Raw genomic sequence first — 24,156 nt, forward strand, 5'->3', positions numbered from 1 at the left:
TAGGCTCGCCGCTTCGTCATCGCGGCCAAGGCGGCCGCCGTCATTGCGTCAATCGTCCCGAGGGAGAGGGCATGCACGTTCACGTTCTGGGCATCTGCGGCACCTTCATGGGTAGCCTGGCCCGTCTGGCCAAGGCGCTCGGGCATCGGGTGACTGGCTCCGACGCCAACGTCTATCCGCCGATGAGCCATCAGCTGGAGGATGCCGGTATCCAACTGAGTGAGGGCTACCGCGCCAATAATCTGATCCCAAGGCCCGATCTGGTGGTCGTCGGCAACGCCCTGTCCCGCGGCAACCCGGAAGTCGAGGCGCTGCTCAATGCGCGCATCCCTTATGTCTCCGGGCCGCAGTGGCTGGCCCAGTACGTGCTCGGCGGACGCCCGGTGGTGGCGGTGGCCGGGACCCACGGCAAGACCACCACGGCCAGCCTGCTGGCATGGATTCTCGAGGCCGCAGGGCTCGAGCCGGGCTTTCTGATCGGTGGTGTGCCGCGCAACTTCGGCGTCTCTTCAAGGCTGGGCGGCAACGGCGCGCCTTTCGTGATCGAGGCCGACGAGTACGACACCGCCTTCTTCGACAAGCGCTCGAAGTTCGTCCACTACCATCCGGATGTCGCTGTTCTCAACAATCTCGAGTTCGATCACGCGGATATCTTCGAGGATCTGGCGGCGATAGAGCGTCAGTTCCACCATTTCGTGCGTACCGTGCCCGGCGATGGCCGGCTGATCGTGGCCGCCGGCGAGCCCGCCCTGGAACGGGTACTGGCGCGCGGCTGCTGGACCCCGGTGGAGCGGGTCGGCACGCTGCCGGAGAGCGTCTGGCGCCTGGCGCTGGATGCCGACGACAGCCGCGCCTTCGCCCTCGAGCATGGCGGTGAGCGCTACCCGGTGAGCTGGGCGATGAGCGGCAGCCACAATGCCGCCAATGCCGCCGCCGCAGTGGCGGCGGCGAGCCACTTCGGGGTGACGCCGGCAGTCGCATGCCGCGCGTTGGCCGATTTCCTGGCGCCCAAGCGGCGTCAGGAGCTGCGCGGCAGCGTCGCCGGTATCCAGGTGATCGACGACTTCGCCCACCACCCCACGGCGATCGCGCTGACCCTGGAGGGGCTGGCGCGGGATCATCATGGCGGGCGCCTGCTGGCGGTGATCGAGCCGCGCTCCAATACCATGCGTCAGGGCACCATGAAGTCGCGCCTGGCTGAGAGCGTGGCCTTGGCCGAGGCGGTCTGGTGGTATCAGCCGCCGGGCCTTGACTGGTCGCTGAGCGAAGTCGTGGCGGGGCATGCGGGTAGCCGCGTGGCGACCGACCTGGATGCGCTGGTTGGCGAGGTGGTGGTTGAGGCACGTCCGGGCGATCGCGTCGTGGTCATGTCCAACGGCGGCTTCGGTGGCATTCACGCCAAGCTGCTCGCGGCGCTGGAGGTGCAGCATGCAGAGTGACACCCCGCTCGGCGGGCCGGTGGCGGTGGCGTTGACCGGCGCCTCGGGCGCCCAGTACGGGCTGCGCCTGATCGAGTGTCTGGTCGCCGCCGGGCAGCCGCTCTACGTGATGATCTCCAAGGCCGCGCATCGGGTGATCGCGATCGAGACCGAGCTCGACTTGCCGGCTCAGCCCGAGCGTCTGGCTGCGGCCCTGAGCGAGCGCTTCGGCGCAGAAGCGGGGCAGATCCGCTGCTTCGGGCGTGAGGATTGGCTGGCGCCGGTGGCCTCCGGTTCCGGCGACTGGCGCGCGCTGGTGGTCTGCCCCTGCTCCACTGGCACGCTATCGGCGATCGCCTGCGGCGCCAGTGACAACCTGATCGAGCGTGCTGCGGACGTAGCGCTCAAGGAGCGCCGCCCGCTGATCGTGGTGCCGCGGGAGATGCCACTGTCGCAGATCCATCTCGAGAACATGCTGACGCTGACGCGCATGGGGGCGGTGGTCATGCCCGCCTCGCCGGGGTTCTATCATCGCCCGCAGAGTGTCGCTGATATGGTCGACTTCGTGGTCGCGCGGATGCTCGCCCAGCTCGGCATTCCGCAGCGCCTGATGCCGAGCTGGGGCGAGTAGGCCATTTTCCCTAGTTACTGCTACCGGCTCATACCGGCGGGAACAGTATGATGCGGGCTGTCTCCAGCACCAGCGACGCCAGCGCCAGCCACGGCCAGGGCGGCATCGCCAGATCCGGGCGCTGCCAGCGCTGGTAGCTGATGCGGGTCAGCGCGCACACGATCAGCCCGAGCAGGGCGCCCCCGATCAGATCGCTGGCCCAGTGCACACCGATCACCAGCCGCGACAGCGCCATGGGCGTGCACACCAAGATGCCGGCCCAGTAAGCGTAGGCGCGGTAGCGCAGCGGCATGACCTGAGCGGCGAAGGCAGCGGTCAGCCCTACCACCACCACGCTGGTAGAGGTGTGGGCGCTGGGATAGGACATCGAACCGGTGAGATAGTCCGGTGTGTCCGGCCTGGCTCGCCCGGCCAGCGCCTTGAACAGGGTGTTGGCCACGGCCACCGTGACCAGCGCACCGGCCAGATGCAGCAGTGCGGCGAAGCGCCGAGCCCAGGCCAGCCATAGTAGCCAGGGCGCCATCAGCAGCGTGATCCCCAGCGCATCCCCGATCTTGGCCAGCGTCTCGCTGGTGCCCAGTAACCACTGATGCTGCAGCATCGCCGCCAACGCGTGGATCTGACGATCCATCGGCAGCGGGCCGTGGTGGATCAGCACCCAAGTGGTCCAGCCGATCAGTGCGACCAGGCTGGTCAGCAACAGCGAGAGCGACGCCAACGGGAACTCGTTGGCCGGAGGCGGCGAGCGCAGTGCGCGCCACAGACGAGCGCAGGCCGGGTGGCGCTGCTGGTAGCGCTCGAGCCAGCGATGCAGGCGGCCCTGGCCGCTCAACTGGTAGCGGAACCAGGAGAACAGCACCCCCAGGGCCAGCAGCGAGAGCGACAGCACCAGCAGCCAGTGCTCGGCCCCCGGCGGCAGCTGCATCAGCTCGCTCCAGGAGCGTCCCAGCCAGTAGCCTGGCAGCAGATAGACCGGTGCCCAGAGACACGCCGAGAGGGCGTTGACCAGCGCGAAGCGCCGGCTCGGCATCGACAGCATGCCCGCCACGAGTGGCACGAAAGGCCGCACCGGGCCGACGAATCGACCGATCACCACTGACATGGTGCCGTGACGCTGGAAGAAATCGATGCCGCCCTCGAGCCACTCCGGGTGGCGGTCGAGCGGCCACCAGCCGGGAATACGCGTGCGCTGCGAGCGCCCCAGCCAGAAGCTCAGGTTGTCTCCGGCGAACGCGCCCAGGGTGCCGGCGATCAGCACCAGCGCGATCGGCATGTCAGCGTGCCCTGCAAGGCTGGCGGCGGCGCCGAGCAGGACCACGCCGGGCACGACGATACCCACCACCGCCAGCGATTCGAGCAGTGCCACGCCGGCGATGATCAGCAGCAGAAGGGTGGGCGACGGGGAGAGCGAGTAGAGCCAATGGGTGAAGTTCAAGCGAGCGGTTCCAGCAGTTTGGTGGCGGCATTGTCGAGCCGGGTCAGGAAGTGCGCCGTGGCTTCACCGGGTTGGAGCATGCAGACGCGGCTGAAACTCTCCAGCGGGCCGGTCTCCGGGCGCGATATGGTGGCCACGGTAGCGGTCAGTCGGCGACCGGCGGCCAAGGCGCCACTCTCGCCGGCATTGGGCAGTATCAGGCAGAAAACGTTCTCGCGGTACTCACCCAGCAGGTCGCTGTGGCGGCTGTCGTTGACCACTGCGTGGCTGAAGGCGTGGGATAACGCCTCGCGCAGCTCGGTGCCGAACTGGTCATCGGCCTGGTCGATCTGGGGGACGTAGAGCACCAGCACGCTGAGTGGGCGGCCGAGCGCGTGGGCGCGCGCGATTTCGATCGACAGGCTGCGCTGCAATGCCTGGCGCGGCAGCTTGGGGTCGCGGCGCCACTGCGGCAGGAGTAACGCCCGGCGGCGTCGGGCATCTAGACTGCTCAATACCAGTGCGGCGCTGAGTGACAGCCACCAGCCCATGCTGAGGGTCAACAGCGACACATGCGTGCCGCCCAGCAGTAGCATCCAGGCGGGTACCAGGGCGACATTGAGCAGCACCGCCAGAGGTAATGACAGCACCAGCAGGCTGACCGCCGCCGGTAGTCCCAGCCATAGCATGCCGTTGACGCAGCCGGGCGCTTCGATGGCAAACAGAGTCAGCGCTCCTACCAGCATCAGGTAGTCGGCCAGCGCCGGACGCAGCCGGCCGAGCCACTGCAGCGGCAACGACGCCAGCAGCCCGCAGGCCAGCAGCGCCGGGGGCAGGATCAGATCATAGTGGCGCATCAGGTAGTGCCACAGTGCCAGCCCGGTGAACATCGCCAGTGCCAGCAACTGCGCGGCGAGCTTGTAGCGGCTCATGCCCATGGCTGACTCTCGCGACGCTGACTGGTGCGTTTGGTGCGGTAGCGCGCGAAGCGATCGCCAAGCTGTGGCAGCGGTGTGTGCGAGACGATGCGATGGGGAGCGATCGCATGCTGCAGCTGGTGGCGGCGCTGCTCCGCCAGCTTGTCGTCGTTGGCCACCAGCAGGACTGCGATACCATAGTCGTTGAGCCGGTAGGCGCGCTCGTAGAGGGCCAATTGGTCATACAGCAGGCGGCTGAGCTCGCGCATATCGCTGGGCGTGGAGTGAGCGCAGCCGAAGATCACGACCTCGCCATAGAGCGACTCGCGCTCCACACGGCGCTGCTCGTGACGCGCGTCGGCGTCCAGCATCGACGCTGGCAGCAGCCATTGGGCGCCCTGGCGATTGAGCAGCGGCCGGGTTCGCAGGCGCTGTTCCTGAGCCAGTAGCCAGACAATGACCAGTGACGTCGCGGCCAGCAGCGTGGCCGGCAGCGAAAAGTGACGGGCGATGAACGCCACGCCGAGCACGAAGACGGTCAGGTTGAGTGCCACCCCCGCGCGCCCTCTCAGCGGCTGCAGGCACAGCGGCAGTAGCCAGATCCAGGGCAGGGTGGTCGGGTGGCCGGTGGCGAGCAGGGTCGCGGCCAGCACCGCGGCGACCGGGGCGATCCAGCTGCTGCTACGCGCACCGCAGGCGAGTGTGGCGAGCAGCGCTACGGCACCGCCCCAGGCGATCAGCCGCACGCTCCCGTCGGTGAACGCCCCCGTGGCGGCGGCAGCGACCACGCAGGCGAGAGTCAGCGCCACTGTCCCGGGGCTTTTGTACTGGCTTGGCATGGTGGCTTATATTGGGCCGATGGTTCTGCGTGGTTCGGAACGCCGTCTGGCCTTCGCGCAGACGACAGGCGGCATGGCGCTTGCGCCAGGGCGAGTCGCTCGAGCGATGCCATGCGCGACCGTCGCCCCAGCGGGGCAGCGGCTTGCGTCGTGGGCGTCGCGCTATGCGATCGAGCCCGGGCGGATTCCATGCTGCAACTATCGCACGGGCTGTCACTGACCGTACACTGTGAATCACGATTCGAGACAAACTCTTGCCTGCAGCGGTTACGGCCGGGCGAGCATCGTCAGGCAACGTCGGACACGGCGCGCCGGGGCGTGCGTGCCTTGATGCCATCGCTGCCCGGCACCCTTGAAGAGATACCACGTCATGTCACACTCCGCGACCGATAGCGTCGACGACATCCCGCTTTATATGCAGCGTCTCGGGGAGCGTGCCCGCGCTGCCAGTACCGTGCTGCGTGCGCTCGACAGCGGACGCAAGAATGCCGCGCTGGCGGCCATCGTGGCGCGGCTCGATGCGGCCCGCCCGGCGCTCGAAAGCGCCAACGCCGCCGATCTCGAGCGCGGCCGTGCGCGCGGGCTCAGCGAGCCACTGCTCGACCGTCTGGCACTCACGCCGGCACGCATCGATGCCATGCTCGCAGGCGCCCGTCAGGTTGCGGCGCTGCCCGATCCGGTGGGTGAGATCGAGGGGCTGCGCTATCAGCCCAGTGGGATCCAGGTAGGGCAGATGCGGGTGCCGCTCGGGGTGGTCGGGATCATCTACGAGTCTCGCCCCAACGTGACGCTGGAAGCGGCCAGCCTGTGCCTGAAGTCCGGCAATGCCTGCATTCTGCGGGGGGGCTCCGAGGCCGCTGCCAGCAACGCCGCGATCGCAGCCTGCATCCGTGACGGCCTGCGCGATGCGGGGGTGAACGAAGACGCGGTGCAGGTCGTTGCGACCACCGATCGCGCCGCGGTGGGCGAGCTGATCCGTCTCACCGCCAGCGTCGACGTGATCATCCCGCGCGGCGGCAAGTCGCTGATCGCACGTATTGCCGACGAGGCGACGGTGCCGGTGATCAAGCATCTCGACGGTGTCTGCCACGTCTATATCGATGCCGCTGCCGACAGCGACAAGGCGGTGGCGATCGCCGATAACGCCAAGACCCAGCGCTACTCGCCGTGCAACGCCATGGAGACGCTGCTGGTCCACGTCGAGGCGGCGCCGCGGGTGCTGCCGCGACTGGCGGCGATCTATCGCGAAAAAGGGGTGGAGATGCGCGGCTGTGCGCTGACCCGCGAGTGGATCGCCGACGCCGTGGCCGCCGACGAAGCGGACTGGGACGCCGAGTACCTGGCACCGATCATCGCCATCCGCGTGGTCGAGGATTTCGATCAGGCGGTGGCCCATATCAATCGCCATGGCTCGCAGCATACCGATGCCATCGTCACCGAGAGCGTCACGCTGGCGCGGCGCTTTCTCGCCGAGGTCGACTCGAGTTCGGTCATGGTCAACGCTTCGACTCGCTTCGCCGACGGCTTCGAGTATGGCCTGGGCGCCGAGATCGGTATCTCGACCAACAAGCTGCACGCCCGCGGCCCGGTGGGGCTGGAGGGGTTGACCACCCGCAAGTACGTCGTGTTTGGCGATGGTCATGTCCGTCAGTGATGTCAGTGGTGTCAGTGATGTGGGTATGAGCGGTCGGGCGCCGCGCATCGCCATGCTCGGGGGTACCTTCGATCCGGTGCACCTGGGCCATCTGCGCAGCGCGGTCGAGTTGCGTGAGGCGCTGGCGCTGGACCGGGTGCACATGATTCCTGTGCATGTGCCGCCACATCGCGCAGCGCCCGGTATCGCCGCCGGCGATCGCCTGGCGATGCTCGCCGCGGGTATCGGCGACACCCCGGGGCTGCTGGCGGACGACCGCGAGATTCGGCGCAGCGGCCACTCCTTCTCGGTGGATACCCTGGCCTCGCTGCGCGAGGAGTACGGCGAGCAGGCGCGGCTGGTGATGGCCGTGGGGCACGACGCCTTTCTCGGCCTGCCGCAGTGGCATCAATACCAGCGCCTGCTGTCGCTGGCGCACGTGGTGGTGCTCGACCGGCCCGACCATGACGCCCCACTGGCCCCTGAACTGGCGGCGTTGATCGCCGGGCGCGAAGTCGCCACCGCCGAGGCGCTGATGAGTGCACCCGCGGGTGGGGTGCTCAGGCTCAGCCTGCCCAGCCGCATGGCGATCGCCGCTACCGAGGTGCGCCGCCGGCTGCAGCGCGGACAGAGCGTGCGCTACCTGCTGGCCGAGGCGACCGAACGTTATATCGCCGCCCAGGGGCTCTATCGCGAGACGACCGCTGGTGCTGACGAGAGCTGATCCGCGGCGCAGACGAGAGTGTCCGTGGTGCTAGCGAGAGTCGAACAGTGGCGTCGGCGTCTCATCGGAGTAGAATGCGCGTTTCCCTGAATTCGGGGCAGCGATTCCCAAACGAGGAGCTATGCAGACAGATTCTCTCAAATCATTGGTCGTCGACGCGCTGGAGGAGTTGAAAGCGCGCGACGTGGTCGAACTCGACGTTGCCGCGTTGACCAGCGTGACCGACGTCATGGTAGTGGCCAGCGGCACCTCCTCGCGTCACGTCTCGGCACTGGCCGGCAACGTGGTCGAGAAGGCCAAGGAGGCGGGCCTGCGTCCCTTGGGTGTCGAAGGACAGCAGGGCGGCGACTGGGTGCTGGTCGATCTGGGTGACGTCGTCGCCCATGTGATGATGCCGGAAACTCGCCAGCTCTACGATCTCGAGCGGCTGTGGGCCGACCTGCCCGTCGATCGTCAGCAGGGAGCCGGCCACGGCGAGCGGCACGAGTCGCGCGGATGAAGGTACGGCTGCTGGCGGTTGGCACGCGGATGCCTGCCTGGGTCGAGGCGGGTGTCGAGGAGTACCGCAAGCGGCTGCCGCGCGAGATGCCGCTGGAGATCGTCGAGATCGCCCCCGGTGCGCGTGGCAAGAATGCCGATATCGCCCGGGCGATCCACAGCGAAGGCGATCGCATGCTGGAAAAATTGCGCGATCAGGAACATGTGGTCGCACTCGAGGTCAAAGGCTCGGCGTGGACCACCGAGCAGCTGTCGCAGCAGCTCGGTGACTGGCGCCAGGGCGGGCAGGACGTGGCGCTGCTGATCGGCGGCCCCGACGGACTCGACCCGCGCCTCAGCGCCCGTGCGCGCCAGTCGTGGTCGCTCTCGGCGTTGACGTTGCCGCACCCGCTGGTGCGGGTGCTGCTGGCCGAGCAGCTCTATCGTGCCTGGACATTGCTTGCCGGGCACCCGTATCACCGTTGAGTCAGAGAGTCAGTCGCTTGCCGTTATTCGACGCCCCGCAACGCTGTGCCCCCCGCGGGCCGAACACCGCCCTGATCCGGCGCCGTCATGCGTAAGCGCCGCGAGCGAGTCAAGGATCACGAGCAGGAAGTCCGCGTCTTCCGCAACCGTTCTCTGGTTGCCGCCGTACTGATCGTGCTGATGGCCGGCGCCCTGGTGTCGCGACTGTTCTATCTGCAGGTGGTCGAGCACGATGTCTTCATCACCCGCTCCGACAACAACCGCATGCGGGTCGAGCCTCTGCCGCCCCGGCGCGGCCTGATCTACGACCGCAACGGTCAGCTGCTGGCGGAAAACCGCCCCACCTACAATCTCACCATCGTGCGTGAGCGGGTCGATGATCTCGACGCCACGCTCGAGCGTCTGGTGCAGATCCTCGGTCTGCCCGAGGACGAGGTCGAGACCTTCCGCGAGCGCTCGCTGCAGCGTCAGCGGCCCTACCAGCCGGCGCTCTTGATGAGCGACCTCACCGAGGACCAGATCGCCCGCCTGGCGGTCAACCGCTATCTGCTCAGCGGGGTCGAGGTCGAGGCGCAGCTGATGCGTTACTATCCCGATCCGATCGTGATGTCCCACGTGCTCGGCTATGTTGGGCGGATCAACGCCGATGAGCTCGCCGAGCTCGATCCGGGCAACTATGCCGGTACTCACTTCATCGGCAAGACCGGGGTCGAGTACACCTACGAGGACCAGCTCCACGGCAAGGCCGGGTTGCGCAAGGTCGAGACCAACGCCCGTGGGCGCGTGCTGCGCGAACTCGACCGCGAGCCGCCGGTGCCGGGCAAGGATCTCACCCTGACCATCGACAGCCGTCTGCAGCACCTGGCCTACGACCTGCTCGGCGGTCGCCGCGGCGCCATCGTCGCCATTCAGCCCAAGACCGGGGATATCCTGGCGATGGTCTCGGCCCCCGGGTTCGACATCAACAAGTTCGTCACCGGTATCTCCTACGCCGACTACCGTGCGCTGCAGGACGATATCGATCTGCCGCTCTACAACCGCGCCGCCCGTGGCCAATACCCGCCGGGCTCCACGGTCAAGCCGTTCGAGGCGCTGGCGGCGTTGCAGGATCGGGTCGTCGATGCCAACGATATCGTCTACGACCCCGGCTACTTCCAACTGCCCAACGATACCCGGCGCTACCACAACTGGCTGCGCTGGGGGCACGGGCGGGTCGACCTGCGGCGAGCGATCGAGGTCTCCAACAACACCTATTTCTATACCATGGCCTACCGTCTGGGCATCGACCGGCTGTCGTCGTTCATGCACGAGTTCGGCTTCGGCGAGGTCAACTCGCTGGATGTCCAGGGGGCGCTGCCGGGGCTGATGCCGTCGCGGGAGTGGAAGCGCGAGAAGTACAACCAGCCCTGGTTCCCGGGGGAGACCCTCTCCGCGGGCATCGGTCAGGGCTATTTCATGGCCACGCCTCTGCAACTGGCCGCGGCGACCGCGACGCTGGCCAATCATGGCCACTGGGTGCGCCCGCATCTGGCCGAGCGTATCGGCGACCAGCCGGTGAAGCCGCCGTTCCCCGATACCAAGCCGGATGTGCAGGTCGACAAGGCGCAGTGGTGGAACGACGTCTACGAGGGCATGGAAGAGGTCATGAGCGGCCGCGAGGGCACGGCGCGCAAGGCTGGCGCTGGCCTCGAATACACCATGGCGGGCAAGACCGGGACCGCGCAGGTCTTTTCGCTGGGGCAGAATCAGAAGTACAACGCCAGCGAGCTGGCCGAGCGCCTGCGCGACCACGCGCTGTTCATCGGTTTTGCGCCGGTGGAGGATCCGCAGATCGCGGTGGCGGTGATCGTCGAGAACGCCGGCGGCGGGGTGTCGGGGCTCGGCCGTGAGCTCACCGATGCCTGGCTGTTGCCCCAGAGCGAGCTGCACGACCAACCCGGTGCCACCGTTCCTGAAGAGGTCGAGAGTCTCGATGGCGATTGATTTTCAACGCACTGCGCCGAATCACGGCGCGCGGGTCGGCCGCAAGCGCTCGCTGTGGCTGCGGCTGCACCTCGACCCCTGGTTGCTGTCGATTCTGCTGCTGCTGATCGCCTTCGGCCTGGTAGTGCTCTACAGCGCCAGTGGCATGTCGGCGCAGACCACCATGGCCCAGGCGATCCGTATGGGGATCGCGCTGGTCGGGGCGATAGTGATCGCCCAGTTCTCGCCGGCAACGCTTTATCGTTGGACCCCGCTGGCCTATGGCGGGGGGCTGCTGATGCTGATCGCGGTGGAGATCATGGGCGATATCGGCATGGGCGCGCAGCGCTGGCTGGAGATCGGTCCGCTGCGCTTCCAGCCTTCGGAGCTGATGAAGATCGCCATGCCGATGATGCTGGCGGCCTATCTGCATCGCCGCCCGCTGCCGCCATCCTGGCGTGACCTGCTGGTGTGCGGGGTGATCATCGCGGTGCCGGTGCTGCTGATCGCGCGCCAGCCCGATCTGGGCACCTCGATGCTGGTGACCGCGGCGGCGGTGTTCGTGATCCTGCTGGCGGGGCTGTCGTGGCGCTTCATCCTCAGCCTGGCGGTGATGGCAGGGGCGGCGATGCCGCTTTTATGGCTCAACATGCACAACTATCAGCGCCAGCGGGTGCTGACCTTCCTCAACCCCGAGAGCGACCCGCTGGGCGCCGGATGGAACATCATCCAGTCAAAGACCGCCATCGGTAGCGGCGGACTCGAGGGCAAGGGCTGGGGACTGGGCACCCAGTCGCAGCTGGAGTTCCTGCCCGAGCGCCACACCGATTTCATCGTCGCGGTGCTGGGCGAGGAGTTCGGCCTGATCGGCATGGCGACCATTCTGGTGCTCTATCTGCTGCTGGTCTCGCGCGGGCTGGTGATGGCCAATCAGGCCCAGGATACCTACGGCCGCCTGCTCGCCGGCAGTATCGTGCTGACCTTTTTTATTTACGTCTTCGTCAATATCGGCATGGTCAGCGGTATCCTGCCGGTGGTCGGGGTGCCGCTGCCGCTGGTCAGCTATGGCGGGACCTCCAGCGTGACCTTGATGGCCGGTTTCGGTATTCTCATGTCGATTCACACGCACCGCCGCCTGCTCAAGCATTGAGCGTCGCGGCGGGCTGCAGCAGGGAGCACTGGCGCATGGCGCTGCGTTGGAAACAGGGAAGTCTGACCCGGGCAATGGCTCTGGTGGTGGCTCTGGTGGTGGCTCTGGCAGGAGGGCTCTCGAGCGCCGGGACGGCGCTGGCAGAGAGCGATTTCGACCCGGCGACGCACCCCCAGGTGCGCGCCATGCTCGATACCTTGAGCGCGCAAGGGTTGTCGTCGCAGCAGCTCGACGATGCCATGCGTGCCGCCAGCTACCGGCCGCAGGTGCTCGAGGCGATGAACCATGCCGCCGAGCGTCGGCTGCGCTGGGATCAGTACCGCGATATCTTCATCCAGCCCGATCGCGTGGCCCAAGGCGTGGCGTTTCTCCAGCAGCACCGTGAGGCGCTGGATCGTGCCCAGCGCGAGTATGGCGTGCCGCCCGAGGTGATCGTGGCGATTCTCGGCGTCGAGACCCGCTATGGGGCGCACAAGGGTAGCCATCGGGTGCTCGACTCGCTCTCCACGCTGGCCTTTCATCATCCGACCCGCGGCGACTTCTTTCGCCGCGAGTTGATGGCGTTTCTGACCATCACGCTGGGTCAGGGCGTCGACCCTGCGTCGCGCTATGGCTCCTATGCCGGCGCCATGGGCTATCCGCAGTTCATCCCCACCAGCTATCAGGCCTACGCGGTCGATTTCGATGGCGATGGGCTCAAGGATCTGTGGAACGACCCCACCGATGCCATCGGCAGCATCGCCAACTACTTCAGCGAGCACGGCTGGCGCCGCGGGCAGGCGGTGCTGGTCGAAGCCAGCGGGCCGGCGACGCCGCCGGCTCGACTGACGTTCAATCAGACCGAGCCGCCGTCGGTCCGCGTGTCCGAGCTGGCGGCGGCGGGCGTCCGTCCCACCGCCGGCTCGCTCACGCCCGATGACAAGGTAATGCCGCTGGCGCTGGACTACGCCGACGGGCACGTGCGTTACGTGCTCGGGCTCGACAACTTCTACGTCATCACGCGCTACAACCACAGCCATCTCTACGCCATGGCGGTGGCCACCCTGGCGCAGCGCATCCAGCTCGCGCTGGAGGCGGCAAAGACGTGAGACGACTGTGGCTGATGCTGGCCGCCGCGCTGCTGCTCAGCGGCTGTGCCGGCGGCCCTGGCGGCAGCGGGGGCGGGCGCTATGCGGCGAGTCAGGATGGCTATCCCGATGCTCCCCGTGACGTCTCCCGGGTGCCGGATGCGGTGCCCAAGGTGGAGCCGCGCTCGCGCAGCGGCAATCGTCCGACCTACCGCGTGTGGGGCAAGACCTACCACGTGCTCAGCGACCCCAGCGGCTATGTCGCCGAGGGTCGGGCCTCTTTCTACGGCACCAAGTTCCAGGGTTACGATACCGCCAGCGGCGAGCCCTACGACATGTACAAGATGTCGGCGGCGCACCGCTCGTTGCCGTTGCCGACCTATGCCCGGGTGACCAATCTGGACAACGGACGCCAGGTGATCGTGCGTATCAACGACCGTGGACCTTTCCACGACGATCGCCTGATCGATCTCTCCTACGCGGCGGCGGCGCGGCTGGACATTCTCGGCCACGGCACCGGGCGGGTGCGGGTCGAGGCGATCGACCCGGTGGCCTGGGCGAAGACCCACGGCGGTAGCCGCTCGGGGCCCCGGGTCGCCGCCGCGCCGGCCGCACCCGCGCGGGTAGCGGGCACCGCGCAGACCTCGGCGGCACCCCGGCGCAACGATCCGCTGTCGACCGCCGTCGACCGCGCTGCCGCGGCTAGCGACCCGGGTACCCGCGCTGCCGTTGCCGCGCCAGGCCCGGTGACGCAGACCGGTATGACGCAGACCAGAGTGGCGCAGGGTGCACGCGGCGTGCGCTATCTACAGGTCGCTGCGCTGGGCTCGCAGGACAAGGCCCTGGCGCTCCAGTCGAGGCTGCAAGACTTGCTGTCGCAGCCAGTGCGCATCGACAATAGCGCCTCTCTCTATCGCGTTCAGGTCGGCCCGATCGATGACCTGGCATCCCTGGAAACCGTTCGGGCAACCTTGAGTGACGCCGGCTTCGGTCAGACGTTCGTGGTATCGCCCACCCAGTAACCTTCGTTCAACGAGAATTCGATTGTCATGAAAGCGCTGTTCACTTCGTCACTTCCCCGCTGGGTCCTCTCGGCCTCGCTGTGCCTGGGGCTGCTCACGTCCCCGGCCGGCGCGCAGCAGCAACCCACCCCGGACAGTCAGATGCCCGAGGGCAGCAACCCGCAGCCTGAGCAGATGATCCCTTCGCCGCCGGATCTCGCCGCTTCTTCCTGGGTGTTGATGGATGCCGCCACCGGCCAGCTGCTGGTCAATCACAACGGCGATCAGCGCCTGCCGCCGGCTAGCCTGACCAAGATGATGACGGCGTACATCGTCGAACAGGAGATCGAGCGCGGCAATATCCATGACAGCGACATGGTCAGCATTAGCGAGAACGCCTGGCGCACCGGCGGGTCGCGCATGTTCATCCGCGAAGGTACCCAGGTCAGCGTCAAGGATCTGCTCCACGGCGTGGTGATCCAGTCGGGCAACGACGCCAGCGTCGCGCTGTCCGAATACATTGCCGGCAGCGAGTCGGCGTTCGCCGATCTGATGAACCAGCAGGCGCAGCGCATGGGGATGCAGAATTCGCACTTCATGAACCCCACCGGCCTGCCGCACGATGACCACTACTCCTCGGCCCACGATCTCGCGATCCTGGCCCGTCACATCATCGAAGACTACCCCGACCACTATAAGGTCTACTCGCAGAAGTACTTCACCTACAACGATATTCGCCAGCCCAACCGCAACCGTCTGCTGTGGCGCGACCCTGACGTCGATGGCCTCAAGACCGGTCATACCGAAGCGGCTGGCTTCTGTCTGGTGGCCTCGGCCAAGAAGCAGGACACGCGTCTGATCGCGGTGGTGATGGGAACCCAGTCTGACGAGGCGCGTGCCGCCGAGACCCAGCGACTGCTCAACTACGGCTTCCGTTTCTATCAGACACGCAAGCTCTACGACGCCGGCTCGGTGCTCAATCAGGCGCGTGTCTGGGGCGGTGCGCAGGACACGGTGCGTCTGGGCGTGCAGCATGAAGTGAGCATGACCGTGCCGCGGGGCAGCGCCGACAATCTGACCGCGCGTCTGAATATCCCCGAGACGCTGCACGCGCCGATCCAGGCGGGCCAGCAGATCGGTACGCTGGAGATCAAGTCCGGCGACAAGGTGCTGGGTCAGGAGCCGCTGGTGGCGCTGGAAGGCGTCGAAGAGGGCAGTATCTTCAAGCGCGTGTGGGATAGCATCGTGCTGTTCGTCACCGGCCTGTTCAACTGATCCAAGTCATCTGACGCCCGCCGCGGCACGCCGGTTCGACCCGGCGGCCGCGGCGGGCGTGTTGGTGCATGCGGCGTTCTTGCGTAGAATGGGCGGAAATCGCAGCCGGTTCGTAACTCGATGACCCAGACCCCCGATAATGTCGATCTGCCGCGACCCAAGATCGAATTCCCGTGTGACTATCCCATTCGCGTCGTCGGTGACGCGGCCGAGGATTTCGTCGCTGCCATCAGCGCGGTGATCGCGCGCCACTCGCCGGGCTTCGACAGCTCGGCGGTCACGCTCTCGGATAGTCGCAATGGCCGCTTCCAGTCCGCTCGGGCGGTGATCCGGGCGACCAGCGAGGCGCAGCTCAACGCGCTGTTCGAAGAGCTCAAGGCGACCGGTCGCGTGCATATGGTGCTGTGACCGCCATGGCCGAGCTGGAGCTCTATCGCCTGGGCCGCGCGCCATATCGCCCGGTGTGGGAGGCGATGTCGCGCTTTACCGACACCCGCGACGGCGCGAGTGTCGATCAGCTGTGGCTGGTGCAGCACGACCCGGTGTTCACCCAGGGGCGGGCGGGCAAGCCCGAACACCTGCTGCTGCCGGGAGACATTCCGGTGGTGGCGAGTGATCGCGGTGGCCAGGTGACCTACCACGGCCCGGGGCAGATCGTACTCTATCCGCTGCTCGACGTTCGCCGGCTGGGCGTCGGCGTGCGCGAGCTGGTGAGCCTGCTGGAGCAGGCGGTGATCGATCTGCTGGCCGTTCACGGCATCGATGCCCGGGCGCGGGCCGATGCCCCCGGCGTCTATGTCGGTGCGCGCAAGATCGCCTCGCTGGGGCTGCGCATCCGGCGTGGCTGCAGCTTTCACGGCGTCGCGCTCAACGTGGATATGGATCTGGCCCCGTTCTCGCGCATCAATCCGTGCGGTTATGCCGGGCTCGAGATGACCCAGCTGCGTGACCTCGGTGTGGCGACGCCGGATCTCGACGCGGAAGCCACCCGGCTTGCCGGCTGCTTCGCCGCGCGCCTGGGCGCCACCCTGGTCGAGCGCACTGACCGGCCGGCGGCCCTGACAGCGGACGCGATGGCCTGAGCGGCATCGTCAGGGCGCGCGAGACGCCGCCCGAACTCAATGAATCATCAGGATGGGACTTATGACCGAGACCACCGTCATGCAAACGCCCGATTCGAAAAAGCCCGGGCGTGTCGAGCGCGGCGTCAAGCTGCGCGGCGCGGAGAAGGTCGCGCGCATCCCCGTCAAGGTCATCCCGACCGAGACGCTGCCCAAGAAGCCCGACTGGCTGCGCGTGCGCATGCCGGTCTCGCCACAGGTCACCCATATCAAGCAGACGCTGCGCAAGCACGGTCTGCACACGGTGTGCGAGGAGGCCTCGTGCCCCAACCTGGGCGAGTGCTTCAGCGGTGGCACCGCGACCTTCATGATCATGGGCGACATCTGCACCCGGCGCTGCCCGTTCTGCGACGTTGCCCACGGGCGCCCCAATGCGCTCAACGACAAGGAGCCGCGGGAGCTGGCCGAGGCGATCGCCGAGATGGGCCTCAACTACGTGGTAGTGACCTCGGTCGATCGTGACGACCTGCGCGACGGCGGCGCTCAGCACTTCGCCGACTGTATCCGCGAGATTCGCCGCGACAGCCCCGAGATCGAGATCGAGGTGCTGGTGCCCGACTTCCGCGGGCGCATGCAGGTGGCGCTGGACATCCTCGAAGGGGAGGCACCGGACGTCTTCAACCACAATCTGGAGACGGTGCCGTCGCTCTACCGCAAGGTGCGTCCCGGGGCCGACTACCAGTGGTCGCTGGACCTGCTCAAGGGTTACAAGGCGCGCCGCCCCGAGGTCATGACCAAGTCTGGTCTGATGCTCGGCGTCGGCGAGACCGACGAGCAGGTGATCGAGGTCATGCGCGATCTGCGCGCTCATGACGTCGACATGCTCACTCTGGGCCAGTACATGCAGCCGTCGCGCAACCACCTGCCGGTGGATCGCTGGGTGCATCCGAGCATCTTCGACTGGTTCGCCGAGCAGGGTAGGGCGATGGGCTTCACCCATGTGGCTTCCGGGCCGCTGGTGCGCTCCTCCTATCACGCCGACAAGCAGGCCCACGGCGTCGAAGTGAAGTGAGTTTGCGCTGAGGCCGGCGCGCTCACGCAGCGCGCCGGTCTCCATGCCCCTCCGGGCGTGGGCCGCAAGACAATCGGGACGCGGCCGCTGGAACCGGCGCCGCGCCTTTCGGCGGTGTGCCGCCGCGTTCGCAGAGGTCCTGACATGATTGCCCCTTCATCCCCCGATAACGAGCAGACGCGCCTTTCCGCGCTGCACAAGCTCGAGCTGCTGGATACCCAGGCTGACGAAGGCTTCGACCGTTTGACCGAACTGGCCACACGAATCTTCGACGTACCGATGTCGATGATCACTCTGGTCGACGAGGATCGCCAATGGTTCAAGTCGCGTCAGGGCCTGAGCGTGTGCGAGACGCCGCGGCGTATCTCATTCTGTGGGCACGTGGTGGCCGATGGGGTGCCGCTGGTGATCCACAACGCGCTGAAGGATGCGCGCTTCGCTGACAATCCGCTGGTGCTCGGCTCACCGTTCATTCGCTTCTATGCCGGCTATCCGCTGTTCGTCGAGTCCGGGGCATGCATCGGTACGCTGTGCCTGATTGGCACCTTGCCGCGGGCCTTCGATGAAGGCGACATGGATCGCCTGCGCCTGATGGCGGCACTCGCCGAGGAGCTGGTGTCACTGCACGTGCTGCGCGTGCAGACGGCCCGCGGCGGCACCTGAGCGTCGCCGGGGCGGTATTTACCAGGGCGCCGTTCAGGCGTCGGCGCTGGGTAGGCAGACCAGGGTCGGAGTGTCGATCGGGGTCATCGGTGCACGGAAGTGAGCGTTGAGTTCCGGTAGTAGCTCGCGCACGAAGCGCAGGAACAGCTCCGTCACCGGGGTGGGGTAGCGATCCTTGGGGTAGACGGTGCACCACGAGCGGCGTAGCGGGAAGCCCGGCAGGGTGGGGCTGGCGAGCAGGTTCGAGGCCAGTTCGAGCTGTACTGCCAGACGCGGCAGTACCGCCACGCCGAGATGCGCCATCACCCCCTGCTTGATCGCCTCGTTGGTTCCCAGCTCGATGGTGTGGTGCAGCGAGATACGCTCGCGGGCGGCGAAATCCTCGAACGCCGTGCGCGCTCCCGAGCCGGGTTCGCGCATCAGGATGTAGTGGCGCGCGAAGTCCTCCAGCGTCGGCCGTTCGGCGGTCACCAACGGATGCCCCGGCCACACCACCGGAATCAGCTCGTTGTCCAGGATCGGCATGAACACCAGGTTCGGGTCGTCCGGTACCATCCCCATGATCACCAGATCGTCGCGCCGCTCGGCGAGTCGCTCCAGCGCCTGCACCCGATTGCACACGCGCAGCCGCACCTGCACCTCCGGATAGCGCGCGCGAAAGCGCGCCAGGATATGCGGCACCACATACTGCGCGGTGGAGACCGCCGCCAGATTGAGTTCCCCGCGAATCGTCCCCGCCAGCTCTGAAAGCTCCATCTGCAGGCTCGATACCTGACCGAAGATCGACTGTACCGAGGCCGAGAGTGCATCTGCCGCCGGCAGCACGTGCAGCGTCTTGCCCGCGTATTTGAACAGCGGCTGGCCGAGGGCCTGCTCGAGCTGGCGGATCTGCGCGCTTACCGCGGGCTGCGTCAGCCCCAGCTGCTCGGCGGCCCGCGAGTAGGACTGCTGCCGATGAACGGCCTGGAACACCTGGAGCTGCCGGAATGTCAGGCGGTTGAGCAGGTTGGGGCGCGACATGATGGACGTCCTCGCGGTCAGGTATAAGGTCTAGCTTATAGGTCGGCAAAGAAATATCAATTTTTCTATTGGCTCACGGGTGGCTAGCGTAGAAAGCCGATGACAAAGGCGATAGTGAAGCCGATAACAATGACGACGCACAACTCGGAGGGCAGACGGTGTTCAAGAAGCTGCTAATTGCCAACCGCGGCGAGATCGCCGTGCGTATTGTACGAGCCTGTGCCGAGATGGGCATCCGTTCGGTGGCGATCTATACCGAGCCGGATCGCTTCTCGCTCCACGTCAAGGGGGCGGACGAGTCGCACTTCGTCGGCGAGGAGCCGCTGGCGGGCTATCTCGACGCCCACCGGCTGGTCAACCTGGCCCGCGAGACCGGCTGCGACGCGATCCATCCCGGTTATGGCTTTCTTTCCGAGAGCGCCGACTTTGCGCGTATCTGCACCCAGGCGGGGATTACGTTCGTCGGCCCCAGCGCCGAGGTCATCGCGCGCATGGGCGACAAGACCGCTGCGCGTGCGGCGATGCGCGAGGCCGGAGTGCCGGTGACTCCGGGGTCGGCGGGCAATCTGCCGGATCGCGACGCGGCGCTGGAAGTCGCCGCGGAGATCGGCTACCCGGTGATGCTCAAGGCGACCTCCGGCGGCGGCGGGCGCGGCATTCGCCGCTGTGATGACGAGAACCAGCTCAAGCAGGCCTGGGAGCGGGTGATCTCGGAGGCGACCAAGGCCTTCGGCAGTGCCGAAGTGTTCATGGAGAAGTGCGTCGTCGATCCTCACCATATCGAAGTGCAGATCCTCGCCGACGCCCACGGCAACGTGATTCACCTGTTCGAGCGTGACTGCTCGATCCAGCGTCGCAACCAGAAGCTGATCGAGATCGCGCCCAGCCCCCAGCTCACCCCGGAACTGCGCAGCTACGTGGGCAAGATGGCGGTGCGCGCGGCCGAGGCGGTGGGCTACGAGAATGCGGGTACCGTGGAGTTCCTCGTCAAGGACAACGAGGTCTACTTCATGGAGATGAACACCCGGGTCCAGGTCGAGCACACCATCACCGAGGCGATCACCGGCATCGACATCGTGCGCGAGCAGCTGCGCGTGGCGGCGGGAGAGCGCCTCGCCTTCCGCCAGGCGGATGTCGTCCACCACGGCTATGCGATCCAGTTCCGGATCAACGCCGAGGATCCCAAGAACGACTTCCTGCCCAGCTTCGGTCGCATCACCCGCTACTACGCGCCGGGCGGGCCGGGGGTGCGTACCGACACCGCGATCTACACCGGCTACACCATTCCGCCCTATTTCGACTCGATGTGTCTCAAGCTGATCGTGTGGGGCATGACCTGGGAGGAAACGCTGGATCGCGGCATTCGCGCGCTCAACGACATGCGCCTGCAGGGGGTCAAGACGACCACCCCCTACTATCAGGAAATTCTGCGGCATCCCGATTTTCGCGCCGGCCACTTCGATACCGGCTTCGTGCCGGCGCATCCGGAGCTGCTCAACTACTCCGTCAAACGCAACCCGGAAGAGGTAGCGCTGGCGATCGCCGCGGCGATCGCCGCGCATGCCGGCCTTTGAGGCGCCGTGCCGACAGTCATGAGGAGAGAGACAATGAACAACGCCAAGACGACGCCGGTCAAGATAAGTGATGTGGTGCTCCGCGACGGCCACCAGTCGCTGATCGCCACGCGCATGCGCACCGAGGACATGCTGCCGATCTGTGCCAAGCTCGATGCCATCGGTTTTCACGCGCTGGAAGTGTGGGGCGGGGCGACCTTCGACGCCTGCGTGCGCTTCCTCAAGGAGGACCCGTGGGAGCGTTTGACCGCGTTGCGTGAGGCGCTGCCCGATACCCCGCTGCAGATGCTGCTGCGTGGCCAGAACCTGCTCGGCTACCGCCACTACGCCGATGACGTGGTCGAGCGCTTCGTCGCCCGCGCCGCCGACAACGGCATCGACATCTTCCGAGTCTTCGATGCGCTCAACGACCTGCGCAATCTGGAGACCGCGATGAAGGCGGTCAAGGCGAGCGGCAAGCACGCCCAGGGCACGATCTGCTACACCGTGAGCCCGGTGCATACCCTGGAGAGTTATCTGGAGCAGGCCCAGCGCCTGGTCGACATGGGCGCCGACTCGATCGCAATCAAGGACATGGCTGGGCTGTTAACCCCTTACGCCACCAGCGAGCTGGTCGCCGGGCTGGTCGAAACGGTGGACGTGCCGGTGCACCTGCACGCCCACGCCACGGCCGGGCTCGCCTCGCTGTGCCAGTTGAAGGCGGTGGAGGCGGGTTGCCGGCATATCGACACCTGCAACTCGGCCTTTGCCAACGGCACCAGCCACCCCTCCACCGAGGCGATGGTCGCTGCCTTCCAGGGCACGCCCTATGACACCGGCCTCGATCTGGTGGCGCTCAAGGAGATTGGCGACTACTTCCGCGAGGTGCGCAAGAAGTATGCGGCCTTCGAGAGCGAGTACACCCGCGAGGATGTCAGCGTGCAGATCTGGCAGGTGCCCGGCGGGATGATGTCCAACCTGGCCAACCAGATGAAGGAGCAGAACGCGCTCGGCCGTATCATGGACGTGTTCGACGAGATTCCGCGGGTGCGCGCCGACCTCGGCTACCCGCCGCTGGTCACTCCGACCTCGCAGATCGTCGGTACCCAGGCGGCGATGAACGTGCTCACCGGCGAGCGCTACAAGTCGATCACCAATGAAGTGAAGCGCTATCTGCTGGGGGGCTATGGCCAGCCGCCGGCCGCGGTAGACGAAGAGGTGCGGCGCAAGGCGATCGGTAGCGAGCCGGTCGACGAGGGGCGGCCCGCCGACCAGCTGCAGCCGGAAATGGCGCGCCTGGAAAAAGAGATCGGCGAACTCGCCGAGCGCGAGGAGGATGTGCTCACCTTCGCCATGTTCCCGGACCTGGGGCGCGATTTCCTCAAGGGCCGGCGCGACGGGACTCTGGTGCCGGAGGCGATTCCTGCGCCCAGCAGTGGCGGCGGTGGCGGCGAGCGCCCGGTCTCCGAGGGCGTGCCGACGGAGTTCGTCATCGACGTCCACGGCGAATCCTACGAGGTGCAGATCACCGGCGTGGGTAGTGGCAGCGGCAGCAAGCGCCGCGTCTACCTGACCCTGGACGGCATGCCCGAAGAGGTGGTGTTCGAGGCCAAGAACGAGTTCGTTCAGGAGGGCAAGGGCGCGGGGCGTGCCAAGGCCAGCGCGCCGGGGCATGTCACCACCTCGATGCCGGGCAATATCGTCGACGTGCTGGTGGCCGAGGGCGACAGCGTCGAGGCCGGCCAGGCGGTGCTGATCACCGAGGCGATGAAGATGGAGACCGAGGTGCAGTCGCGCATCAAGGGCACGGTCAAGGCGGTTCACGTCGCCAAGGGTGATCGTGTCACGCCGGGTGAGGTACTGGTCGAGATCGAGTGAGGGGCGGCGGCCTCCGCCGCCTTCCCGTCAAGCCCGAGACAAGACGGCGCGGCGTCGAAGGACGCCGCGCCGTCTGTTTCGTTGCCCGCTGCTGCGAGCCGCCTATCGCTAGGCGGCGCCTGGCGCGCCGCCGGCAGGGGCTCAGGCCTCGACCTGAATGATCTTCATGGTGTTGGTCCCGCCGTGGGCATTCATGTGGTCGCCGCGGGTCAGGATCACGTGATCGCCCTTGGCCGCCAGACCGCGGTCCACCAGCTCGTCGATGGCACCGGCGTTGATCTCGGTCAGCGGGAAGCGCGAGCTATCGAACACCAGCGAGACCACGCCACGGTAGAGCGCCATGCGCCGCTGCACCGCCGCGGTCTCGGCCAGCGCCACGATCGGCAGCCCCGAGCGGATGCGCGAGGCGATCAGCGGGGTATAACCGGTGGCGGTGAGACAGGCGATGGCGACCACGCCGGAGAGGTGGTTGGCGGCGTACATCGCCGACAGCGCCACGGTCTCGTCGATGCGCGAGAAGCCCTCGTGGATGCGGTGCTTGGACTCCTGGGCGCTGCGCTCGCGCTCGGCGCCGAGGCACAGCCGGTCCATGGCGCGGATGGTCTCGACCGGGTAGTCGCCGGCGGCGGTCTCGGCCGAGAGCATCACCGCGTCGGTGCCGTCGAGCACCGCGTTGGCGACGTCGAACACCTCGGCGCGGGTCGGCAGCGGCGAGTCGATCATCGACTCCATCATCTGGGTGGCGGTGATCACCACCTTGTTGAGCGAGCGGGCGCGGCCGATGATGCGCTTCTGCACGCCGATCAGCTGGGCGTCGCCGATCTCGACCCCGAGATCGCCGCGGGCGACCATCACCGCCTCCGAGGCGCGGATGATGTCATCCAGCGTCTCCGGGTCGGCGACCGCCTCGGCGCGCTCGATCTTGGCGACCAGACCGATCTCCTGGCCAGCCTCGCCGAGCAGCTCGCGGGCGTACTGCATGTCGGCCCCGCTACGCGGGAAGGAGACCGCCAGATAGTCGACGCCGATATCGATCGCGGTCTTCAGGTCCTCCTTGTCCTTCTCGGTCAGGGCCGCGGCGGAGAGGCCGCCACCCTGCTTGTTGATGCCCTTGTTGTTGGTCAGCTTGCCACCCACCTTTACCTTGGTGACGATCTTGCTGCCGTCGAGGCGTTCGACTTCCAGTACCAGGCGGCCATCGTCGAGCAGCAGCACGTCGCCGGCGTCGACGTCATCGGCCAGCTCCTTGTAGTCGCAGCCCACCTGCTCGCTGGTGCCTTCGTCACGCCCCAGCGAAACGTCGATCACGAATGGCTGGCCCTTTTCCAGCTTGACGCCACCTTCGGCCTTGAAGCGTGCGATACGGATCTTCGGCCCCTGCAGGTCGCCGAGGGCAGCAACCGCGCGGCCCTGGCGTTCGGCGGACTCGCGCACCGCCTTGAGGCGGCGGCGGTGGTCTTCCGGGTTGCCGTGGGAGAAGTTCAGGCGAACCACATCGACACCCGCTTCGATCAGGGCATCCAACACGCCTTCGCGGTCCGTGGCGGGACCTAGCGTAGCGACGATCTTGGTGCGACGAATCGGGCCGTGAAAGGCGTGCTGCATGGAAAATCTCCTGGCGACTGGATGGTGCATCCCGCGTCGACGCGTGTCTGGCGGCGGGTGCGATGACAGGTGGTTATTTTACAACATCGGCTGCGCCTTGTCCGAGGCGATGGCGTCCGGCTGTCTCCGGCGGCGCGCCGTCTCGACCCGAGTGTAACGCGCCAGCGCCGCGAGCGACACGCAAGGCGCGTGGCGCCACTCGATACTCGGGCACCCGCTCGCGGTGGCAAATCCTGGCGTATGGGCAGATTCCGGCTAGGGTATTCACAGATGCCGCCAGCGTGCCGCGTACTCGAAGAGGCCTAGACGC

At 66.9% G+C, this 24,156-nt stretch carries 22 protein-coding genes; 17 read left to right on the forward strand and 5 right to left on the reverse strand.

Annotated elements, in window-relative coordinates:
* Window positions 1-71 precede the first annotated feature (71 nt).
* Window positions 72-1,439, forward strand: coding sequence for a UDP-N-acetylmuramate:L-alanyl-gamma-D-glutamyl-meso-diaminopimelate ligase (gene mpl, locus J0A90_RS00115; protein WP_207030855.1), 1,368 nt, complete (start codon window positions 72-74; stop codon window positions 1,437-1,439).
* Window positions 1,429-2,049, forward strand: coding sequence for a flavin prenyltransferase UbiX (locus tag J0A90_RS00120; protein WP_207030853.1), 621 nt, complete (start codon window positions 1,429-1,431; stop codon window positions 2,047-2,049). Before mpl ends, J0A90_RS00120 begins: the two co-directional genes overlap by 11 nt.
* A 28-nt stretch (window positions 2,050-2,077) precedes the next feature.
* On the opposite strand, the gene J0A90_RS00125 is transcribed toward J0A90_RS00120, so the two are convergent.
* The 3 genes from J0A90_RS00125 to J0A90_RS00135 are packed head-to-tail and all read right to left on the reverse strand — an operon-like array spanning window position 2,078 to window position 5,189.
* On the reverse strand, window positions 2,078-3,484 hold the full coding sequence (locus J0A90_RS00125) for a bifunctional DedA family/phosphatase PAP2 family protein (protein ID WP_207030851.1): 1,407 nt from the start codon (window positions 3,482-3,484) through the stop codon (window positions 2,078-2,080).
* Window positions 3,481-4,395, reverse strand: a complete 915-nt coding sequence (locus J0A90_RS00130) for a diguanylate cyclase domain-containing protein (RefSeq protein WP_207030849.1) — start codon at window positions 4,393-4,395, stop codon at window positions 3,481-3,483. Before J0A90_RS00130 ends, J0A90_RS00125 begins: the two co-directional genes overlap by 4 nt.
* Window positions 4,392-5,189: a hypothetical protein gene (locus J0A90_RS00135; RefSeq protein WP_207030840.1), complete on the reverse strand. Its 798-nt coding sequence runs from the start codon at window positions 5,187-5,189 to the stop codon at window positions 4,392-4,394. Before J0A90_RS00135 ends, J0A90_RS00130 begins: the two co-directional genes overlap by 4 nt.
* 400 nt (window positions 5,190-5,589) lie before the next feature.
* Here J0A90_RS00135 and J0A90_RS00140 point away from each other — a divergent pair, with 400 nt between their 5' ends.
* From J0A90_RS00140 to J0A90_RS00200, 13 genes are all read left to right on the forward strand, one after another.
* Window positions 5,590-6,873 (forward strand): glutamate-5-semialdehyde dehydrogenase, encoded by a 1,284-nt coding sequence (locus J0A90_RS00140; RefSeq protein ID WP_207030838.1) that lies wholly within the window; start codon window positions 5,590-5,592, stop codon window positions 6,871-6,873.
* Window positions 6,860-7,576, forward strand: a complete 717-nt coding sequence (gene nadD, locus J0A90_RS00145) for a nicotinate-nucleotide adenylyltransferase (RefSeq protein ID WP_233076365.1) — start codon at window positions 6,860-6,862, stop codon at window positions 7,574-7,576. The genes J0A90_RS00140 and nadD overlap by 14 nt, the downstream gene beginning before the upstream one ends.
* Before the next feature lie 121 nt (window positions 7,577-7,697).
* Window positions 7,698-8,075 carry a ribosome silencing factor gene (rsfS, locus tag J0A90_RS00150; protein ID WP_207030836.1) on the forward strand — a complete coding sequence of 126 codons (378 nt, stop codon included), beginning with the start codon at window positions 7,698-7,700 and terminating at the stop codon, window positions 8,073-8,075.
* Entirely contained in the window at window positions 8,072-8,539 is a 468-nt protein-coding gene (gene rlmH, locus J0A90_RS00155) for a 23S rRNA (pseudouridine(1915)-N(3))-methyltransferase RlmH (protein WP_207030827.1), read from the forward strand. The genes rsfS and rlmH overlap by 4 nt, the downstream gene beginning before the upstream one ends.
* Before the next feature lie 87 nt (window positions 8,540-8,626).
* Window positions 8,627-10,522, forward strand: a complete 1,896-nt coding sequence (gene mrdA, locus J0A90_RS00160) for a penicillin-binding protein 2 (RefSeq protein ID WP_207030824.1) — start codon at window positions 8,627-8,629, stop codon at window positions 10,520-10,522.
* Entirely contained in the window at window positions 10,512-11,651 is a 1,140-nt protein-coding gene (rodA, locus tag J0A90_RS00165) for a rod shape-determining protein RodA (RefSeq protein WP_207030822.1), read from the forward strand. Before mrdA ends, rodA begins: the two co-directional genes overlap by 11 nt.
* A gap of 35 nt (window positions 11,652-11,686) precedes the next feature.
* Complete coding sequence (gene mltB / locus J0A90_RS00170) at window positions 11,687-12,739, forward strand: lytic murein transglycosylase B (RefSeq protein WP_233076369.1); 1,053 nt, start codon at window positions 11,687-11,689, stop codon at window positions 12,737-12,739.
* On the forward strand, window positions 12,736-13,740 hold the full coding sequence (locus J0A90_RS00175) for a septal ring lytic transglycosylase RlpA family protein (RefSeq protein ID WP_207030820.1): 1,005 nt from the start codon (window positions 12,736-12,738) through the stop codon (window positions 13,738-13,740). The genes mltB and J0A90_RS00175 overlap by 4 nt, the downstream gene beginning before the upstream one ends.
* A gap of 27 nt (window positions 13,741-13,767) precedes the next feature.
* Window positions 13,768-14,994, forward strand: a complete 1,227-nt coding sequence (locus J0A90_RS00180; protein WP_207030818.1) for a D-alanyl-D-alanine carboxypeptidase family protein — start codon at window positions 13,768-13,770, stop codon at window positions 14,992-14,994.
* A 120-nt stretch (window positions 14,995-15,114) separates the two neighbouring features.
* Window positions 15,115-15,402 (forward strand): YbeD family protein, encoded by a 288-nt coding sequence (locus J0A90_RS00185; protein ID WP_207030816.1) that lies wholly within the window; start codon window positions 15,115-15,117, stop codon window positions 15,400-15,402.
* A gap of 5 nt (window positions 15,403-15,407) precedes the next feature.
* Entirely contained in the window at window positions 15,408-16,076 is a 669-nt protein-coding gene (gene lipB, locus J0A90_RS00190) for a lipoyl(octanoyl) transferase LipB (protein ID WP_207030814.1), read from the forward strand.
* A 61-nt stretch (window positions 16,077-16,137) separates the two neighbouring features.
* Window positions 16,138-17,127 carry a lipoyl synthase gene (lipA, locus tag J0A90_RS00195; RefSeq protein ID WP_207030813.1) on the forward strand — a complete coding sequence of 330 codons (990 nt, stop codon included), beginning with the start codon at window positions 16,138-16,140 and terminating at the stop codon, window positions 17,125-17,127.
* A gap of 144 nt (window positions 17,128-17,271) precedes the next feature.
* Window positions 17,272-17,790 carry a GAF domain-containing protein gene (locus J0A90_RS00200; protein ID WP_207030811.1) on the forward strand — a complete coding sequence of 173 codons (519 nt, stop codon included), beginning with the start codon at window positions 17,272-17,274 and terminating at the stop codon, window positions 17,788-17,790.
* Window positions 17,791-17,823: 33 nt separating this feature from the next.
* Here the strand turns inward: J0A90_RS00200 and J0A90_RS00205 are convergent, their stop codons facing one another.
* Complete coding sequence (locus tag J0A90_RS00205; RefSeq protein WP_035474498.1) at window positions 17,824-18,810, reverse strand: LysR family transcriptional regulator; 987 nt, start codon at window positions 18,808-18,810, stop codon at window positions 17,824-17,826.
* Between the two features lie 158 nt (window positions 18,811-18,968).
* On the opposite strand from J0A90_RS00205, the gene J0A90_RS00210 reads away from it, so the two are divergent.
* Both J0A90_RS00210 and oadA read left to right on the forward strand, forming a co-directional pair.
* On the forward strand, window positions 18,969-20,384 hold the full coding sequence (locus J0A90_RS00210) for an acetyl-CoA carboxylase biotin carboxylase subunit (protein WP_233076371.1): 1,416 nt from the start codon (window positions 18,969-18,971) through the stop codon (window positions 20,382-20,384).
* 33 nt (window positions 20,385-20,417) lie between these two features.
* Window positions 20,418-22,241 (forward strand): sodium-extruding oxaloacetate decarboxylase subunit alpha, encoded by a 1,824-nt coding sequence (gene oadA / locus J0A90_RS00215; RefSeq protein ID WP_207030809.1) that lies wholly within the window; start codon window positions 20,418-20,420, stop codon window positions 22,239-22,241.
* Between the two features lie 141 nt (window positions 22,242-22,382).
* On the opposite strand, the gene pyk is transcribed toward oadA, so the two are convergent.
* On the reverse strand, window positions 22,383-23,846 hold the full coding sequence (pyk, locus tag J0A90_RS00220; RefSeq protein ID WP_207030808.1) for a pyruvate kinase: 1,464 nt from the start codon (window positions 23,844-23,846) through the stop codon (window positions 22,383-22,385).
* Window positions 23,847-24,156 lie beyond the last annotated feature (310 nt).

It is taken from the genome of Salinicola sp. DM10 (assembly GCF_017306975.2).
Lineage (GTDB): Bacteria > Pseudomonadota > Gammaproteobacteria > Pseudomonadales > Halomonadaceae > Salinicola.

What these genes read in the sequence shown, in the direction of transcription:
- J0A90_RS00185 (WP_207030816.1), top strand. Translation starts at nt 15,115, where the DNA reads ATGACCCAGACCCCCGATAATGTCGATCTGCCGCGACCCAAGATCGAA.
- J0A90_RS00120 (WP_207030853.1), top strand. Translation starts at nt 1,429, where the DNA reads ATGCAGAGTGACACCCCGCTCGGCGGGCCGGTGGCGGTGGCGTTGACC.
- oadA (WP_207030809.1), top strand. Translation starts at nt 20,418, where the DNA reads ATGAACAACGCCAAGACGACGCCGGTCAAGATAAGTGATGTGGTGCTC.
- nadD (WP_233076365.1), top strand. Translation starts at nt 6,860, where the DNA reads ATGTCCGTCAGTGATGTCAGTGGTGTCAGTGATGTGGGTATGAGCGGT.
- J0A90_RS00130 (WP_207030849.1), bottom strand. Translation starts at nt 4,395, where the DNA reads ATGAGCCGCTACAAGCTCGCCGCGCAGTTGCTGGCACTGGCGATGTTC.
- mpl (WP_207030855.1), top strand. Translation starts at nt 72, where the DNA reads ATGCACGTTCACGTTCTGGGCATCTGCGGCACCTTCATGGGTAGCCTG.
- J0A90_RS00200 (WP_207030811.1), top strand. Translation starts at nt 17,272, where the DNA reads ATGATTGCCCCTTCATCCCCCGATAACGAGCAGACGCGCCTTTCCGCG.
- J0A90_RS00205 (WP_035474498.1), bottom strand. Translation starts at nt 18,810, where the DNA reads ATGTCGCGCCCCAACCTGCTCAACCGCCTGACATTCCGGCAGCTCCAG.
- mrdA (WP_207030824.1), top strand. Translation starts at nt 8,627, where the DNA reads ATGCGTAAGCGCCGCGAGCGAGTCAAGGATCACGAGCAGGAAGTCCGC.
- J0A90_RS00180 (WP_207030818.1), top strand. Translation starts at nt 13,768, where the DNA reads ATGAAAGCGCTGTTCACTTCGTCACTTCCCCGCTGGGTCCTCTCGGCC.
- mltB (WP_233076369.1), top strand. Translation starts at nt 11,687, where the DNA reads ATGGCGCTGCGTTGGAAACAGGGAAGTCTGACCCGGGCAATGGCTCTG.
- pyk (WP_207030808.1), bottom strand. Translation starts at nt 23,846, where the DNA reads ATGCAGCACGCCTTTCACGGCCCGATTCGTCGCACCAAGATCGTCGCT.
- rlmH (WP_207030827.1), top strand. Translation starts at nt 8,072, where the DNA reads ATGAAGGTACGGCTGCTGGCGGTTGGCACGCGGATGCCTGCCTGGGTC.
- rsfS (WP_207030836.1), top strand. Translation starts at nt 7,698, where the DNA reads ATGCAGACAGATTCTCTCAAATCATTGGTCGTCGACGCGCTGGAGGAG.
- J0A90_RS00140 (WP_207030838.1), top strand. Translation starts at nt 5,590, where the DNA reads ATGTCACACTCCGCGACCGATAGCGTCGACGACATCCCGCTTTATATG.
- lipB (WP_207030814.1), top strand. Translation starts at nt 15,408, where the DNA reads ATGGCCGAGCTGGAGCTCTATCGCCTGGGCCGCGCGCCATATCGCCCG.
- lipA (WP_207030813.1), top strand. Translation starts at nt 16,138, where the DNA reads ATGACCGAGACCACCGTCATGCAAACGCCCGATTCGAAAAAGCCCGGG.
- rodA (WP_207030822.1), top strand. Translation starts at nt 10,512, where the DNA reads ATGGCGATTGATTTTCAACGCACTGCGCCGAATCACGGCGCGCGGGTC.